Annotated in this window: 16 protein-coding genes, 3 rRNA genes and 2 pseudogenes; 20 read left to right on the forward strand and 1 reads right to left on the reverse strand. The window is 47.3% G+C overall.

Translation table 11 applies throughout. The features are described 5' to 3' along the window. Positions 1–46: 46 nt before the first annotated feature. From ACYF68_RS01740 to rsmI, 16 genes and pseudogenes are all read left to right on the forward strand, one after another. Entirely contained in the window at positions 47–370 is a 324-nt protein-coding gene (locus ACYF68_RS01740; RefSeq protein ID WP_380569680.1) for a YbaB/EbfC family nucleoid-associated protein, read from the forward strand. Next, complete coding sequence (gene recR / locus ACYF68_RS01745; RefSeq protein ID WP_344702021.1) at positions 371–967, forward strand: recombination mediator RecR; 597 nt, start codon at positions 371–373, stop codon at positions 965–967. It abuts the gene before it with no gap. 317 nt (positions 968–1,284) lie between these two features. After that, positions 1,285–2,836 (forward strand): 16S ribosomal RNA (locus ACYF68_RS01750). Between the two features lie 338 nt (positions 2,837–3,174). Further along, positions 3,175–6,047 (forward strand): 23S ribosomal RNA (locus ACYF68_RS01755). A gap of 88 nt (positions 6,048–6,135) precedes the next feature. Then, positions 6,136–6,250: ribosomal RNA gene (rrf, locus tag ACYF68_RS01760) — 5S ribosomal RNA — on the forward strand. Together the 16S, 23S and 5S rRNA genes form the textbook arrangement of a ribosomal RNA operon. Before the next feature lie 95 nt (positions 6,251–6,345). Then, positions 6,346–7,590, forward strand: a complete 1,245-nt coding sequence (locus ACYF68_RS01765) for an Orn/Lys/Arg family decarboxylase (RefSeq protein WP_461045211.1) — start codon at positions 6,346–6,348, stop codon at positions 7,588–7,590. Further along, a pseudogene (tmk, locus tag ACYF68_RS01770) lies at positions 7,587–8,218 on the forward strand (dTMP kinase). Before ACYF68_RS01765 ends, tmk begins: the two are co-directional and overlap by 4 nt. Beyond that, positions 8,215–8,544, forward strand: a complete 330-nt coding sequence (locus ACYF68_RS01775; protein WP_344703751.1) for a cyclic-di-AMP receptor — start codon at positions 8,215–8,217, stop codon at positions 8,542–8,544. Before tmk ends, ACYF68_RS01775 begins: the two are co-directional and overlap by 4 nt. A gap of 11 nt (positions 8,545–8,555) precedes the next feature. After that, a complete protein-coding gene (locus ACYF68_RS01780) occupies positions 8,556–9,050 on the forward strand; it encodes a hypothetical protein (RefSeq protein WP_461045212.1) in 495 nt (164 codons plus the stop codon). Next, positions 9,035–9,466 carry a hypothetical protein gene (locus ACYF68_RS01785; RefSeq protein WP_461045213.1) on the forward strand — a complete coding sequence of 144 codons (432 nt, stop codon included), beginning with the start codon at positions 9,035–9,037 and terminating at the stop codon, positions 9,464–9,466. Before ACYF68_RS01780 ends, ACYF68_RS01785 begins: the two co-directional genes overlap by 16 nt. Positions 9,467–9,472: 6 nt before the next feature. Continuing rightward, the gene (locus tag ACYF68_RS01790; protein WP_461045215.1) at positions 9,473–10,282 is read left to right on the forward strand and encodes a PSP1 domain-containing protein; all 810 of its coding nucleotides are present in this window, start codon (positions 9,473–9,475) and stop codon (positions 10,280–10,282) included. After that, entirely contained in the window at positions 10,282–10,596 is a 315-nt protein-coding gene (locus tag ACYF68_RS01795) for an initiation-control protein YabA (RefSeq protein WP_344703745.1), read from the forward strand. Before ACYF68_RS01790 ends, ACYF68_RS01795 begins: the two co-directional genes overlap by 1 nt. Before the next feature lie 36 nt (positions 10,597–10,632). Continuing rightward, on the forward strand, positions 10,633–10,839 hold the full coding sequence (locus ACYF68_RS01800) for a hypothetical protein (RefSeq protein WP_461045216.1): 207 nt from the start codon (positions 10,633–10,635) through the stop codon (positions 10,837–10,839). A gap of 53 nt (positions 10,840–10,892) precedes the next feature. Continuing rightward, complete coding sequence (locus tag ACYF68_RS01805) at positions 10,893–11,360, forward strand: tRNA1(Val) (adenine(37)-N6)-methyltransferase (protein ID WP_461045217.1); 468 nt, start codon at positions 10,893–10,895, stop codon at positions 11,358–11,360. Beyond that, positions 11,353–11,601 (forward strand): GIY-YIG nuclease family protein, encoded by a 249-nt coding sequence (locus tag ACYF68_RS01810; protein WP_461045218.1) that lies wholly within the window; start codon positions 11,353–11,355, stop codon positions 11,599–11,601. Before ACYF68_RS01805 ends, ACYF68_RS01810 begins: the two co-directional genes overlap by 8 nt. Before the next feature lies 1 nt (position 11,602). After that, positions 11,603–12,427, forward strand: coding sequence for a 16S rRNA (cytidine(1402)-2'-O)-methyltransferase (rsmI, locus tag ACYF68_RS01815; RefSeq protein WP_461045219.1), 825 nt, complete (start codon positions 11,603–11,605; stop codon positions 12,425–12,427). A 23-nt stretch (positions 12,428–12,450) separates the two neighbouring features. Here the strand turns inward: rsmI and ACYF68_RS01820 are convergent, their stop codons facing one another. Beyond that, the gene (locus ACYF68_RS01820) at positions 12,451–12,726 is read right to left on the reverse strand and encodes an AbrB/MazE/SpoVT family DNA-binding domain-containing protein (RefSeq protein WP_461045221.1); all 276 of its coding nucleotides are present in this window, start codon (positions 12,724–12,726) and stop codon (positions 12,451–12,453) included. A gap of 293 nt (positions 12,727–13,019) precedes the next feature. Here ACYF68_RS01820 and metG point away from each other — a divergent pair. From metG to ACYF68_RS01840, 4 genes and pseudogenes are all read left to right on the forward strand, one after another. Continuing rightward, positions 13,020–14,983: pseudogene (gene metG, locus ACYF68_RS01825) on the forward strand (methionine--tRNA ligase). Positions 14,984–14,997: 14 nt separating this feature from the next. Beyond that, positions 14,998–15,762, forward strand: coding sequence for a TatD family hydrolase (locus ACYF68_RS01830; protein ID WP_461045222.1), 765 nt, complete (start codon positions 14,998–15,000; stop codon positions 15,760–15,762). A gap of 72 nt (positions 15,763–15,834) precedes the next feature. Beyond that, positions 15,835–16,119 (forward strand): toprim domain-containing protein, encoded by a 285-nt coding sequence (locus ACYF68_RS01835; protein ID WP_461045223.1) that lies wholly within the window; start codon positions 15,835–15,837, stop codon positions 16,117–16,119. Between the two features lie 29 nt (positions 16,120–16,148). After that, complete coding sequence (locus tag ACYF68_RS01840; protein ID WP_461047439.1) at positions 16,149–16,388, forward strand: DUF4093 domain-containing protein; 240 nt, start codon at positions 16,149–16,151, stop codon at positions 16,386–16,388.

Genomic DNA, 16,388 nt, shown 5'->3' on the forward strand with positions numbered 1-16,388 from the left:
TATACTATTATAGAAGAAATTTAAAATTAATTGGAGGAGAATATATATGGCTGGCGGAATGAACAATATGCAAGGCATGATGAAGCAAATGCAGAAAATGCAAAAGAAGATGCAGGAAGAACAGGAAAAACTGAAAGAAGAAAAAATTGAAGGTACAGCTGGCGGTGGCATGGTCAAAGTGACTGTTTCCGGACATAAAGAAGTATTGGATGTCGAGGTGCAGGAAGAAGTTGTGGATCCTGAAGACATTGAAATGCTCCAGGATCTGATTGTAGCCGCAACCAACGAAGCAATGACGAAAGCAGATGAACTTACAAGCGAGCGTCTAGGAAAACATACTAAAGGCATGAACATTCCGGGAATGATGTAGATGCATTATCCAGAACCAATATCCAAGCTGATAGACAGTTTCATGAAATTGCCGGGCATTGGGCCGAAGACTGCCCAGCGTCTGGCATTTTATGTACTTAATATGAAGGAAGACGACGTAGTCAATTTTTCGCGGAGCCTTATGGAGGTAAAAAGAGACCTCCAATTCTGTTCTATCTGTGGACACATCACCGATGTAGATCCATGCTACATCTGCCAAGATAAGAGTAGGGATCGTTCCATAGTATGTGTCGTTCAAGATACGAAAGATGTTATAGCTATGGAGAAGATGCGTGAATATCAAGGGTTGTACCATGTCCTGCATGGGGCAATAAGTCCAATGGATGGCATAGGCCCTGAAGATATCAATGTAGCCACGCTGATAGAACGCTTGAAGGATGAACAGATAAAAGAAATCATCCTGGCCACGAACCCGAACATCGAAGGTGAGTCGACAGCGATGTACATCTCGCGACTCGTAAAACCGATAGGGGTTAGGATAACTCGTCTAGCCCACGGTCTTCCTGTAGGTGGAGACCTGGAGTATGCAGATGAAGTGACACTGTCGAAGGCGATAGAATACCGGACGGAACTGTAGAAAGTTCGGGGGTTTCAAAATAATTTGAAGCTCCTGAAACTTTTTTTAAAAAACCCCTTGCATTAATTGAACAGACCCTGTATAGTTATATCTTGTCGGACGAAACACATACCGACACAACAAACGTTACTATTTAGTTAAAAAAGATATAAATAAGTGTTGCATTCCAAAATGCGACATGCTACAATAGTAAAGCAGTCAACGAGAGAACATTGAAAACTGAATGACAATATGTCAACGTTAATTCCAATAAAACCGGATGGTATAACCATTCAACTTGGGCGACAAGTAAAACCGCAACGAGTCAGAGCACTCCAATTATGGAGAGTTTGATCCTGGCTCAGGATGAACGCTGGCGGCGTGCCTAATACATGCAAGTCGAACGCGCAGCCCGGAGCTTGCTCCGGGTTCTGCGAGTGGCGGACGGGTGAGTAACACGTAGGCAACCTACCCATCAGACTGGGATAACCGCGGGAAACCGTGGCTAATACCGGATGATCCTGATCCCTGCAGGGGGATGAGTTGAAAGGCGGTCTTTGACTGCCACTGATGGATGGGCCTGCGGCGCATTAGCTAGTTGGTGGGGTAAGGGCCCACCAAGGCGACGATGCGTAGCCGACCTGAGAGGGTGATCGGCCACACTGGGACTGAGACACGGCCCAGACTCCTACGGGAGGCAGCAGTAGGGAATCTTCCGCAATGGACGCAAGTCTGACGGAGCAACGCCGCGTGAGTGAAGAAGGGTTTCGGCTCGTAAAACTCTGTTGTCAGGGAAGAACGCCGGTGGGAGTAACTGTCCATCGGGTGACGGTACCTGACCAGAAAGCCACGGCTAACTACGTGCCAGCAGCCGCGGTAATACGTAGGTGGCAAGCGTTATCCGGAATTATTGGGCGTAAAGCGCGCGTAGGCGGTTCGTTAAGTCTGATGTGAAAGCCCCCGGCTCAACCGGGGAGGGTCATTGGAAACTGGCGAACTTGAGTGCAGAAGAGGAGAGTGGAATTCCATGTGTAGCGGTGAAATGCGCAGAGATATGGAGGAACACCAGTGGCGAAGGCGGCTCTCTGGTCTGCAACTGACGCTGATGTGCGAAAGCGTGGGGATCAAACAGGATTAGATACCCTGGTAGTCCACGCCGTAAACGATGAGTGCTAAGTGTTAGGGGGTTTCCGCCCCTTAGTGCTGCAGCAAACGCATTAAGCACTCCGCCTGGGGAGTACGGCCGCAAGGCTGAAACTCAAAGGAATTGACGGGGACCCGCACAAGCGGTGGAGCATGTGGTTTAATTCGAAGCAACGCGAAGAACCTTACCAAATCTTGACATCCTCTGACCGCCATGGAGACATGGCTTCCCTTCGGGGCAGAGTGACAGGTGGTGCATGGTTGTCGTCAGCTCGTGTCGTGAGATGTTGGGTTAAGTCCCGCAACGAGCGCAACCCTTATCATTAGTTGCCAGCATTCAGTTGGGCACTCTAGTGAGACTGCCGGTGACAAACCGGAGGAAGGTGGGGATGACGTCAAATCATCATGCCCCTTATGATTTGGGCTACACACGTGCTACAATGGACAGGTTACAAAGGGCAGCTACGCCGCGAGGCCAAGCGAATCCCATAAAACTGTTCTCAGTTCGGATTGGAGTCTGCAACTCGACTCCATGAAGCTGGAATCGCTAGTAATCGTGGATCAGAATGCCACGGTGAATACGTTCCCGGGTCTTGTACACACCGCCCGTCACACCACGGAAGTCGGTAACACCTGAAGCCGGTGGGCCAACCTTTATGGAGGCAGCCGTCGAAGGTGGGACCGATGACTGGGGTGAAGTCGTAACAAGGTAGCCGTATCGGAAGGTGCGGCTGGATCACCTCCTTTCTAAGGAATATTACGGAACGTCCCTTATGGGACGGCGGAATTGGCGTTTGACATATTGTATTCAGTTTTGAATGGTCTTCATTGACGATTCAACCCTTGCACATTGAAAACCGTATAGAAGCAATGCGAAAAATGATTTTAACCGAAATCAAGCGTAGAAACCGAGAACTGAAGAGTTCATAAAAACACGCGTTGTGTCGCAAGAAAGCGAAAGTGGATGTTCATCCTCGTATGATTTTTGATGGGTGGCTGCAGGATCCTGATCCTGCAAGACGCACAGAAAATCACGAGAGGATATACACTGCAGCTGGACTGGGACACACTCACAAATTCATTGCGATTAAGTAATGAAGGGCGCACGGTGGATGCCTTGGCACCAAGAGCCGATGAAGGACGGAACCAACACCGATATGCTTTGGGGAGCTGTAAGTAAGCGTTGAACCAAAGATTTCCGAATGGGGGAACCCCGCACATTAGTGCGACTTTCAGGTGAATACATAGCCTGAGAGAGGTAGACCCGGGGAACTGAAACATCTTAGTACCCGGAGGAAGAGAAAGAAAAATCGATTCCCTGAGTAGCGGCGAGCGAAACGGGAAGAGCCCAAACCAGTCTTTGACTGGGGTTGTAGGACACCGAAAAAGCAGAGAGAAGCGAGCAGAAGCGACTGGAAAGTCGCACCATAGGGGGTAACAGTCCCGTATGCGAAGTTTTGATCTGTGGCGGTGTATCCTGAGTACGGCGGAACACGAGAAATTCCGTCGGAAACCGGGAGGACCATCTCCCAAGGCTAAATACTTCTTGGTGACCGATAGTGAACCAGTACCGTGAGGGAAAGGTGAAAAGCACCCGGAAGGGGAGTGAAATAGAACCTGAAACCGTGTGCTTACAAGTAGTCAGAGCCCGTTAATGGGTGATGGCGTGCCTTTTGTAGAATGAACCGGCGAGTTGTGATTGCATGCGAGGTTAAGCAGCGAATGTGGAGCCGTAGCGAAAGCGAGTCTGAATAGGGCGTCTAGTATGGGGTTGCAGACCCGAAACCAGGTGATCTACCCATGTCCAGGCTGAAGTCCAGGTAACACTGGATGGAGGGCCGAACCGACTTACGTTGAAAAGTGACCGGATGAGGTGTGGGTAGCGGAGAAATTCCAATCGAACCTGGAGATAGCTGGTTCTCTCCGAAATATATTTAGGTATAGCCTCGTGTTAGCATCGTGGAGGTAGAGCACTGTTTGGACGAGGGGCCCATCCCGGGTTACCGAATTCAGACAAACTCCGAATGCCACCTATGTGATGCACGGGAGTCAGACAGCGGGTGATAAGGTCCGTTGTCGAGAGGGAAACAGCCCAGACCACCAGTTAAGGTCCCAAAATATATGTTGAGTGGAAAAGGATGTGGCGTTGCACAGACAACTAGCATGTTGGCTTAGAAGCAGCCATCATTTAAAGAGTGCGTAATAGCTCACTAGTCAAGTGACGCTGCGCCGAAAATGTACCGGGGCTAAACATATTACCGAAACTGTGGATCAATTATATTGATGGTAGGAGAGCGTTCCGATTGCAGCGAAGCATGATCGTGAGGACATGTGGAGCGATCGGAAGTGAGAATGCCGGTGTGAGTAGCGAAAGACGGGTGAGAATCCCGTCCACCGAACGACTAAGGTTTCCAGAGGAAGGCTCGTCCGCTCTGGGTTAGTCGGGACCTAAGCCGAGGCGAAACTGCGTAGGCGATGGATAACAGGTAGAAATTCCTGTACCGGTGATGTGTGTTTGAGCGATGTGGTGACGCAGGAGGAGAAGCAGAGCGTGCGGAAGGAAGAGCACGTCCAAGCATCGAGTCGTCAGGGTAGGCAAATCCGCCTGTGTAACGACGAGATGTGATGGGGAGCCGAAAATAGTAGGCGAAGCTGTGGGTTCACACTGCCAAGAAAACCCGCTAGTGAATACATTACCGCCCGTACCGCAAACCGACACAGGTAGTTGGGAAGAGAATTCTAAGGTGAGCGAGCGAACTCTCGTTAAGGAACTCGGCAAAATGACCCCGTAACTTCGGGAGAAGGGGTGCTCATGAAAATGAGCCGCAGTGAATAGGCCCAAGCGACTGTTTATCAAAAACACAGGTCTCTGCCAAACCGAAAGGTGACGTATAGGGGCTGACGCCTGCCCGGTGCTGGAAGGTTAAGAGGAGCGCTCAGCGTAAGCGAAGGTGCGAATCGAAGCCCCAGTAAACGGCGGCCGTAACTATAACGGTCCTAAGGTAGCGAAATTCCTTGTCAGGTAAGTTCTGACCCGCACGAAAGGCGTAACGATTTGGGCACTGTCTCAACGAGAGGCTCGGTGAAATCATAGTACCTGTGAAGATGCAGGTTACCCGCGACAGGACGGAAAGACCCCGTGGAGCTTTACTGTAGCCTGATATTGAACCTCGACCTCACTTGTACAGGATAGGTGGGAGCCGTTGATGCGTGGACGCCAGTCTACGTGGAGGCACTGGTGGGATACCACCCTGGTGATGTTGAGATTCTAACCCGCACCCGTAATCCGGGTGGAGACAGTGTCAGGTGGACAGTTTGACTGGGGCGGTCGCCTCCTAAAGAGTAACGGAGGCGCTCAAAGGTTCCCTCAGAATGGTTGGAAATCATTCATAGAGTGTAAAGGTATAAGGGAGCTTGACTGCGAGACAGACACGTCGAGCAGGGTCGAAAGACGGACTTAGTGATCCGGTGGTTCCGCATGGAAGGGCCATCGCTCAACGGATAAAAGCTACCCGGGGATAACAGGCTTATCTCCCCCAAGAGTTCACATCGACGGGGAGGTTTGGCACCTCGATGTCGGCTCATCGCATCCTGGGGCTGTAGTCGGTCCCAAGGGTTGGGCTGTTCGCCCATTAAAGCGGTACGCGAGCTGGGTTCAGAACGTCGTGAGACAGTTCGGTCCCTATCCGTCGTGGGCGTAGGAAATTTGAGAGGCGCTGTCCTTAGTACGAGAGGACCGGGATGGACATACCACTGGTGTACCAGTTGTCGTGCCAACGGCATCGCTGGGTAGCTATGTATGGTCGGGATAAGTGCTGAAAGCATCTAAGCATGAAGCCCCCCTCAAGATGAGATTTCCCCATTAGATCCCTCAGAGATGATGAGGTAGATAGGTTCGGCGTGTAAGTGTGGCGACACATTGAGCGGACGAATACTAATCGATCGATGACTTATTCAAATGAAGAAAACCGTGTATGGTCTTCTACGCAACGCATTGCTTCTATCCGGTTTTGAATGTCCAAGGGGCATTCAAGCATTCCATATTGTCCGGTGGCAATCGCGGAGAGGTTCCACCTGTTCCCATGCCGAACACAGCAGTTAAGCTCTCCAGCGCCGATGGTAGTTGGACTGACGTCCCGTGAGAGTAGGACGCCGCCGGGCAGTATGTACATAATTCAATTATGGATGCGATGAGCCGCATTGAGACCTTTATAGGTCTCTTTTTTTTATACCTTTATATTGAAAGGGTGGGTTTGATGGTACTGTATCAGACAATTACAAAACTATTAGAAGATGAAGCCATTTCTATGCATGTTCCAGGTCATAAAAACAATACGATCGGTCAGCTTGATGCCTTTGATTTCAGATATGACATGACAGAGATCAATGGACTCGATGATTTGCATGAAGCAGATGGGATCCTCCGTCAGCTTAATGAAAAGATTGGTGGAAAGTATCCAGGCTACATTTCTCAGATGATGGTAAATGGCACGACGAATGGTATTTTATCTGCGATATATGGACTCAAACACTTAAACAAAAAGCATTTCATTGTGTTGGAAGGCGCCCACAAGTCAGTTCATCATGCACTGGAAATTGCTGAAGCCTCACATGAAGTCGTTTCAGAAGATGCTTTTTTCTCCCATAGCTTTACAGAGCGTGATGTTGCTGTCATCACTTACCCTACATATACCGGAGAATGTTTTGATATAGGCACACTTATAAATCATGTGCATGCAGGGAATGGTGTGGTCATCACAGACGAGGCACACGGCGCGCATCTGGATATTACGGGAGCCTTTCCATCGTCCTCTATGAAGTATTCTACAGATATCGCAGTACAGTCCTACCATAAGATGCTCCCTGCCTTGACGATGTCATCGGTTATTTTTACGAAATCTGAGTTTTATGAAGCGATCCTTAAATATATAGATTACTTTGAAACATCGAGCCCTTCCTATATGCTTATGCTTTCGATGGAACATGCCCATGATTTCTATATGTCCTACTCAGATGAACAGTTCCATGAGAAGAGGGGGGTGCTGATCAATAAGCTTCGTAGAACGAACTTAGAAGTAACAGAGATGGATGACCCTGCGAAACTGCTCATCAATCACGTTGGGCATTCACCCTATACAGTTTACGATGCCTTCGTCGGCGCTTCCATCTATCCAGAGATGGTCACAGATGAAGGGGTGCTCCTTTGTCTGCCACTCTTCCATGAAGGCGACCGCTATCCATTTGAGTGTCTTCTGACGCGCATCGAATCACTGGTAATTCAGGATGTGAAAAATGATCCTTCACTGGACCTCTCCTTCCTGAGGGGAAAAGTGTGCCAGAGGACCATGATTCCCTATCCTCCCGGCATTCCGATTGTTTTTGAGGGAGAAGTCATTACCAGTGGGCATCTAAAATCGATTACACATGCTTTAATGAATCATGTTAGAATAGAAGGTATAAAACAAAATATAGCGTACTATACGGGTAAGGAGAAGCAATGAGTCATTTCATTACGTTTGAAGGTCCGGAAGGCTCCGGTAAGACAACGTTGATTTCAGCAATCCATGCTCATTTGTCGAAGACGCATAAAGTGGTTACGACGCGTGAACCCGGGGGATCGGCATCAGTGAAATGATCCGGGAAATACTTCTCTCCAAAGGCAATGATATGGATGAACGCACAGAAGCATTATTGTTTGCAGCTTCAAGGCGGCAACATCTTGTTGAAAAGATACTGCCGGCACTCGAAGATGGTAATATCGTATTATGTGATCGTTTCATCGACAGTTCGATCGCCTACCAAGGAGTTGCGCGTAATATAGGCTCTGATGCTGTTATGGAAATCAACCGTTTTGCGATAGAAGATCACATGCCTGATCTGACACTGTATCTTAAACTGGACCCCAAAGCCGGTCTTGAGCGCATTAAACGCAACAAGCGTGACGACAACAGACTTGATGGCGAAGAATTGGATTTCCATGAATCAGTGGTCATGGGGTATAATCAATTGAGAGAAGAATATCCCGAAAGAATCCGAATGATCGATGCAGCACAACGCCCTGAAAAGGTTTTTGCAGACGCAATAAACATAATTGAACAATATCTGAATCAAGAGGTGAACCAATCATGAAAATGGTAATTGCAATCGTACAAGATCATGACAGCCAAAGGTTGGCTGATCGTCTAACTAAAAATGATTTTAGGAACACCAAGCTTGCGACTACAGGCGGCTTCCTGAGAGCTGGAAACACAACTTTCCTATGTGGTGTTGAAGATCAACGCGTCGATGAATTGCTTCAGCTCATCGATAACACATGTGGAAACAGGGAGCAGACGGTCGCACCCGTCACCCCTATGGGTGGAAATGCAGATTCCTATATTCCATACCCTGTAGAAGTGGAAGTCGGCGGGGCGACAGTATTCGTATTGCCTATTGAACAATTCGAAAGATTTTAAGTGAAGCAGTAATGACAGCTGAAAACTATACTGTTGAATACCAATTGGATAAAATCATAGAAAACGACAGACTCAGCCATACCTACATGTTTGAAGGCGATGCAATAGAAACCTTAAAACGTTACAGTGAATATTTCGCCCTCAACATACTTGGCGACACAGCCCGTAATGCCAGATTGATTTCTGAAGGGAATCATCCCGATTATTTTTATCTTGCGACTGCAGAGACGGCCATAAAAAAGGAAGCTGTAGAGGATCTTGTGCGCAGGATGAACCGCAAACCAACCGAGTCGGATTATAAGGTGTATGTGATAGAGGCGTTTGAAAAACTGACGCCGCAGGCTGAGAATAGTGTCCTTAAGTTTTTGGAGGACCCTCCAGCGAGAACTGTGGCCATCCTCTTGACGATAGATAAAAGCAGTATATTGCCGACGATCCATTCAAGGGCCCAACATATTCATATTCGGGGGAACGGGCTGACCGGATTGGAATGCTTGAGGATTTGAATGAGTCGGAACTTCAAACAGTGGATGTACTGGCTCTCAATGCCGAACATGTAAAAGAACTGGGGAAGTGTTCCCCGTTTACGCCAGACAGCAATGGACTTTTTGAGAAAATGGATCGGGGGCATCCTCTCGTATTGATTGAAATAAAATCAATGCTGGATATCTGCCAAAACAGAAAAGATCATGCGCTGTTGCTGCAGTTGATTGATGGATTCGTACGACAATGTATGCATGAAGTACTGGAGCTTGAAGATTTTAGGCCATACGGCAATGAAACAGGAAACACTGGGGTAGGACAGCGTGTAGAGCATCTGGCGCGCATGCTGGAAGAGATACAGACTGCAAACCGCATGTTGTCGTCAAACGTGCATCCTATGCTTGTGTTTGAGAGTATGGTCATATGCTCGAAAGGTTGAATGATTATGATAGAACTCATTACTGCCACGCAGTTGGATTATTTTGAGAATATATATTTGGAAGTTAATGGAGAGTCGACGGAGCGCGATGATTATATCGTCGCTGAGACAAAGCGCGGTATGGAAATGTTGCGGGTGGTGAAGCCGAACTATCAGGTTCCTGAAGATGATATTGTGGAACCGGATGGCAAATTCATCCGGGCTGCGACTGATAAGGACATGGAAAAGTTCCATGAGAACCAATCCAGTGCAGAAGAAGCCCTTCAATTCTGTAGAAAAGCCATTTCTGAAGAGAAATTGGATATGCAGCTCGTCAATGCCAAGTATACACTGGAGCGCAAAAAACTCATATTTAATTTCACTTCGGATGAACGTGTGGATTTCCGTAACCTCGTCCGCGTTCTTGCGAACCGTTTCAAGACACGCATCGAACTCCGCCAGATCGGCGTAAGGGATGAAGCGAAGTATCTTGGAGGCATTGGTCCCTGTGGCCGTGCACATTGCTGTTCGACCTTCCTCGGGGATTTTGTGCCGGTCAGCATCCAGATGGCAAAGAACCAGGATCTCTCGCTCAGCCCCACCAAAATATCAGGCGCGTGCGGACGTCTGATGTGCTGCTTGAATTATGAGGATGAATATTATGAGAATGCACGTGAAGCATTACCGGATGTTGGTCAGATGATAGAGACGCCTGACGGTAGAGGTTTGGTGATCGGCATGAACATTCTGGACCTTGTGGTGAAGGTGAAATATAAAGATGACTATATACGTGAATTCCATTGCGACGAACTGGACGCAGTCGGCGGGGTGCAGTAATGGAACGCGAACGCCTATTTATGCATATAAGCAAGATGGAAGCAGATATGGACCTCATGTATGAAGATCTTCAGACTTTAAAGGAGCTTTCTGTCCGACTCGTTGAGGAAAATGTCAGTCTTCAGATGGAAAAGGAAAATTATGAGCAGTTATTGGCGAAAGAAGCCTCAGAGAAAGGGGCATCCTTCAAGCAGAACACATTGAATAATCTGTATGAGGAAGGGTTCCACGTATGCAGCGTCCATTTCGGTACGCATCGGCACGGGGAAGATTGCCTGTTTTGTCAGGGGTTTCTCCAACATCGAAACAACTAGGCGGCTTCGGCCGCTTTATTTATTGGAGGTGGATATATGTTGCAGGAAGGCGAAAGGGTGGATGAATTGTTCCGGGAATCCATGCAGATCATCCAGAGTAGCGAGGTCTTTTCATTTTCAGTGGACGCGTTACTGCTGGCTGATTTTACAAGGTTTTTGAAACGGGATAAACATATCATCGACCTGTGCTCAGGGAACGGCATCATACCGCTTCTTTATCCCATCGCACAGCTTTACCGATAGATGGATTAGAGCTGCAGCCCCAACTCGTAGATATGGCCACAAGAAGCATCACCATGAACGGTAAGGCAGAACAGATCGACATCCGGATGGGTGATTTGAAAGAGGTCAGGTCACTCTACGAACATTCCTCCTATGATGTTATTACTGTGAATCCCCCGTATTTCACAAATGATCAGCCCCTGAAGGAAAAAGGACCGCACAGCATCGCACGTCATGAGATACATATTGATCTTGAAGGAGTCATAAAAGCGGCGCGTTTCCTCATCAGGAACAAGGGTAGGCTTCATATGGTCCACCGGGCAGAAAGAAGCATGGAAGTCGCGCATGAACTGTCAAAGGCAGGATTTCGTGTGCGGCGTGTCCAATATGTCTATAATGATGGTTCTGCACGAACCGCCCTGTTCGTTCTGATTGAAGCGGTATTTAATAGCCATGCCTATGCAGATATCCTGCCACCTCTTTATATCTATGATGAGCAAGGTCGTTATACCGATGAAATGATGACGGTCTATTATGGCTGAGCATTTCGTCTACATCGTAGAATGTCGTGACGGTACATTGTACACAGGTTATGCAACAGATGTGTCCAGAAGGATCAAAACGCATAATGAAGGCAAGGGAGCCAAATATACACGGAATAGGCGCCCGGTCCATCTGCTCCACAAAGAAGTGTATGAAACGAAGAGTGAGGCACTGAAACGGGAATATGCCATCAAAAAATTATCAAGAGACGAAAAATTGAAGCTGGTCAGGAGGGAATGACATGCATCTCTATATCACGGGAACACCACTTGGGAACCTTGATGATATGACTTTCCGTGCAGTCGATACGCTTAAGAAAGTCGATGTGATACTGTGCGAAGATACTCGCAACACCCGTAAGTTGACGAACCATTTTGAAATCGATACACCGCTCAAGGCATATCATGACTTCAATAAAGAGAGTGTTGAGGATCAGATTATTGAAGAGATGAAGGATGGTCGCACTTTCGCCCTTGTCAGTGATGCTGGTATGCCCGTCATCTCGGACCCTGGCTTTGAGCTTATATCAAGAATGCAGACGGAGAGGTTGGACTACGTCATCGTTCCTTCAGGAACTGCTTTTACGATGGCCCTGGTCGCAAGTGGCATCCCCTCGTATGAATTTACCTATTTTGGTTTCCTGCCGAAGTCGCGGAGTAAAAAGAAGAGCAAGATTCAGGAGATAATGGCACGGCAATCGACTTCAGTCCTCTACGAATCACCGCATAAGATCAAAGATACGCTCATGGAGATGAACGAGATAGACCCTGGGCGTGTAGTCAGCATATCGAGGGAAATCACTAAAAAATTTGAGCAGCATGTCCGAGGACCGGTGGGTGTGCTCCTGGATAAGATAGAAAAGGAAATACCGCTGAAGGGAGAATTTGTTGTTGTGGTGGAGGGTGCAGCTCCTGCAGAAGAGACTTTCGACATTCCTGTAAAAGAGCATGTGGAGGCCCTGGTGAAAGAAGGGTTGACACCGAAACAGGCGATCAAGAAAGTGGCAGAGGTGAGAAGTTTGAAAAAGCAGGATGTATATGATGAATTTCATGATATAAAAAAATAAGCGGCCTAAGGCCGCTTATTTGATTAATGCATCTTCGATTGAATTTCTTTGATGAGCTGTTCTGCACCTTCTTGACTCAAGATGATGCGGCCGTCAGCCAGACGCATATTCTGCTCGGAAACGTCTCCTGTTACTGCACATGTCATCTGTGGCTTATACTTCTTCAAGATAATCGTATCGTCATCTGTATATATTTCAAGTGCGTCTTTGACTTCGATATCAAGCACACGTCTGAGTTCTATAGGTATGACCACACGTCCGAGTTCATCTACTTTACGTACAATGCCAGTTGATTTCATAGCTTTTTCCTCCATTTTCTCATTTCGCAAACGACTATTCATTCCACCTCATAATTATGAGAAAACATTACGGGAAGAATTCAGTTGCAGACAACTTTATTTCAAGGAATGCATATAGTCTATTCCATTGCCACAATTCTGATTTAAAGTCAATAAACACATTGATTGTTTTTGTCTAATTCGTGATGATTATAGCATATCGACGCTGTGTAAGCCAATATAAAGTATCCATTTCATTGAAAAGAATCCTTAAATTAGTTATATTTAAAGAATGAACAAATAGGAGGAAGAGCATGGAAAAACCAACTTACTATATCACGACACCGATATATTACCCAAGCGGTAAATTACATATTGGTAATGCCTATACAACAATTGCATGTGATGTCACTGCAAGATATAAACGCATGCGCGGCTACGATGTCTATTATCTTACAGGTGCTGATGAACATGGCCAAAAAATTGAACAGAAAGCCGATGAAATGGGTATCTCGCCGCAGAAATATGTAGACGATATGGCAGATAGTATGAAAGCGCTCTGGTCCCTTCTTGAAATCACCCATGACCAGTTTATCCGTACGACGGACGAGGGTCACAAGATAGCCATCCAGAAGATATTCGATAGGCTGTATGAACAAGGTGACATCTATCTAGGGGAATACGAAGGGTGGTATTCCGTCCAAGATGAGGAGTTCTTTACGGAAACACAACTGGAAGAAGTATATAAGGATGAAGCGGGCAACATGATCGGTGGCGTTGCGCCAAGCGGTCATGAAGTGGAACTTATAAAAGAGGAAAGCTATTTCTTCAGGATGAGCAAATATGCAGCGCGTCTTGAGAAATATTATGAAGATAATCCAGGATTCATCCAACCTGAAGCGCGCAGGAATGAGATGCTGAATAACTTCATCCGACCGGGCCTCGAAGATCTCGCGGTCTCACGTACGACATTCGACTGGGGCATCTCGGTGAAGTCAAACCCTAAACATGTCGTATACGTATGGATCGACGCGCTGTGCAACTATATCACTGCTTTAGGCTATACTTCTGATGACGAAGGGATGTTTGAAAGGTACTGGCCTGCGGACGTTCATATGATCGGTAAGGAAATCGTAAGGTTCCACGCAATCTACTGGCCGATCATGCTGATGGCTCTCGACCTGCCTCTGCCTAAAAAAATTGTAGGGCATGGCTGGCTTGTGATGAAAGATGGCAAAATGTCCAAATCCAAAGGGAACGTCATCTATCCTGAAATGGTGGTTGAGCGCTATGGTCTAGATGCGCTCCGCTATTACTTGATGCGTGAAGTTCCGTTCGGCTCAGATGGTGTATTTACGCCGGAAGCATTCGTCAACCGGACCAACTATGACCTGGCCAACGATCTCGGCAATCTGGTCAACCGCACCATTTCCATGATCAACAAATATTTCGAAGGTGAATTGCCGGCATACGGCGGTCATGGCGGCCCACTGGACGAAAACCTTGAACAGACGGTATATGATAACGTCAAGCTCTATGAAGAAGGCATGGAGGAAATGGAATTCAACAAGTCGCTCAGGGCAGTCTGGACCATCATCAGCCGTACGAACAAGTATATTGATGAAACCGCACCTTGGATACTTGCGAAGGACGACTCTGAAAGAGACGCACTCGGCAATGTCATGATCCATCTTGCAGAGAACATACGCATCATCGCCATCCTGTTGAAACCCTATCTGACGCATGGCCCGGAAGAAATCTTCAGACAGATGAATATAACGGATCCGGAGCAGCAGACCTTCGATTCGATCATGGATTACGGCAGCATAAAAACTGCAGGCAGAATGGTTGAGAAGCCAAAGCCGATCTATCCGCGATTGGATGTAGAAGAAGAAGTGGCGCATATTAAAGGGCTGATGACGCCGGAGGAACCGGAAGAGCCTGCTTCAGAAGCGGCTGAAATCACGATAGATGACTTTGACAAAGTAGAAATGAAAGTTGCTACAGTCATCAACGCCGAAGGGGTCAAAAAAGCGGATAAACTCCTTAAGATCCAAGTGGACCTTGGAGAAGAGAAGCGTCAGATTATTTCTGCATAAGGGAATCTTATGAGCCCGAGGAAATCATCGGCAAGAAAGTGCTCGTCGTTACAAACCTCAAACCGGTTAAGCTGAAGGGAGAAATGTCCGAGGGAATGATCTTGACAGCAGAAAAAGGCAAGCATCTTACATTGATCTCTGTACCGAGTGGCATTGAAAACGGCAGCATAGTCAAGTAGACAGGAGGGTTATTTTGCTTATAGATACACACGTTCATCTGAACGCCGACCAATATGATGACGATCTGGAAGAAGTGTTGGAGCGGGCGGAATCTGCTGGCATCGAAAAGATGGTAGTGGTGGGTTTCGACCGCAAGACGATTGAACGGACTATGGAGTTGGTGGAGCGATACGATAATGTCTATGGCGTAATAGGCTGGCATCCGGTTGACGCGGTCGATTGTACTGAAGCGGATCTGGCATGGATCGAAAAGTTATCCGAACACGAGAAGATAGTCGGCATCGGCGAGACGGGTCTTGATTACCATTGGGACAAATCACCCCATGACGTCCAAAAGGAAGTATTCAAAAAACAGATCGCACTCGCAAAACGAGTGAATCTGCCGATCATCATCCATAACCGCGAAGCCACAGAAGATTGTGTGGAAATCCTCAAATCTGAAGGGGCGCATGAAATCGGAGGTATTATGCATGCTTTCAGCGCATCACCGGAAGTGGCAGATGAAATCATTGATATGAACTTCTATGTATCTTTAGGCGGGCCTGTGACCTTTAAGAATGCACAGGAGCCTAAAGAGATTGCGAAGCACGTCCCGTTGGATCGCCTATTGGTCGAAACGGATGCACCGTATCTCGCACCGCACCCATACCGCGGCAAGCGTAATGAGCCTGCACACGTCAAATTGGTCGCGGAAAAGATTGCAGAACTCAGGGAGATCTCCTATGAAGAACTGGCTCAACAGACTACACTGAATGCCGAACGTCTCTTTGGCATATAGATAAAATCACCGCCCGGCGGTGATTTTATTTTTTGCAGTGCAGATATGATATTATGGAAAAGAGGTGCAGACATGGAGAAACCAGTCATAAAGGAAGTCATCATCGTGGAAGGCAAGGATGATACGAGACGGTTGAATGAAGCTGTTTCCTGTGAAACGATCGAAACAAAAGGTTCGGCCATAGACGAGGTCGTGCTGAAGGAAATAGAAGTGGCATTGAATACACGAGGGGCCATCATTTTACAGACCCCGATTACCCTGGACAGAAAATCAGGAACACTATTCTCGAACGCTTCCCGGACATCAAAGAAGCATTTGTCTCAAGGTCTAAGGCAAAGGGCAGGAATGGTGGCATAGGCATTGAGCATGCTTCAAAAGAAAGCATCATCGAGAGCCTATCGAAGGTCTACACAAGCGTTTCTGACTCTACGCCCCACATCACGATCAGTGATATGGTGGGCTGGGGACTTTCCGGCAGTAAGGAAGCTGCTGTAAAGCGCACTCGCCTATGTGAAGAATTGAATATCGGTTATGCAAATGCCGGTCAGCTGAGGAAGAAATTAAACCGGTATGGCATCAAGCATGAGCAGATCGAAGATATATTAAAAGCAGTTGAAGGGGAATAA

It is taken from the genome of Salinicoccus sp. CNSTN-B1, from assembly GCF_054792835.1.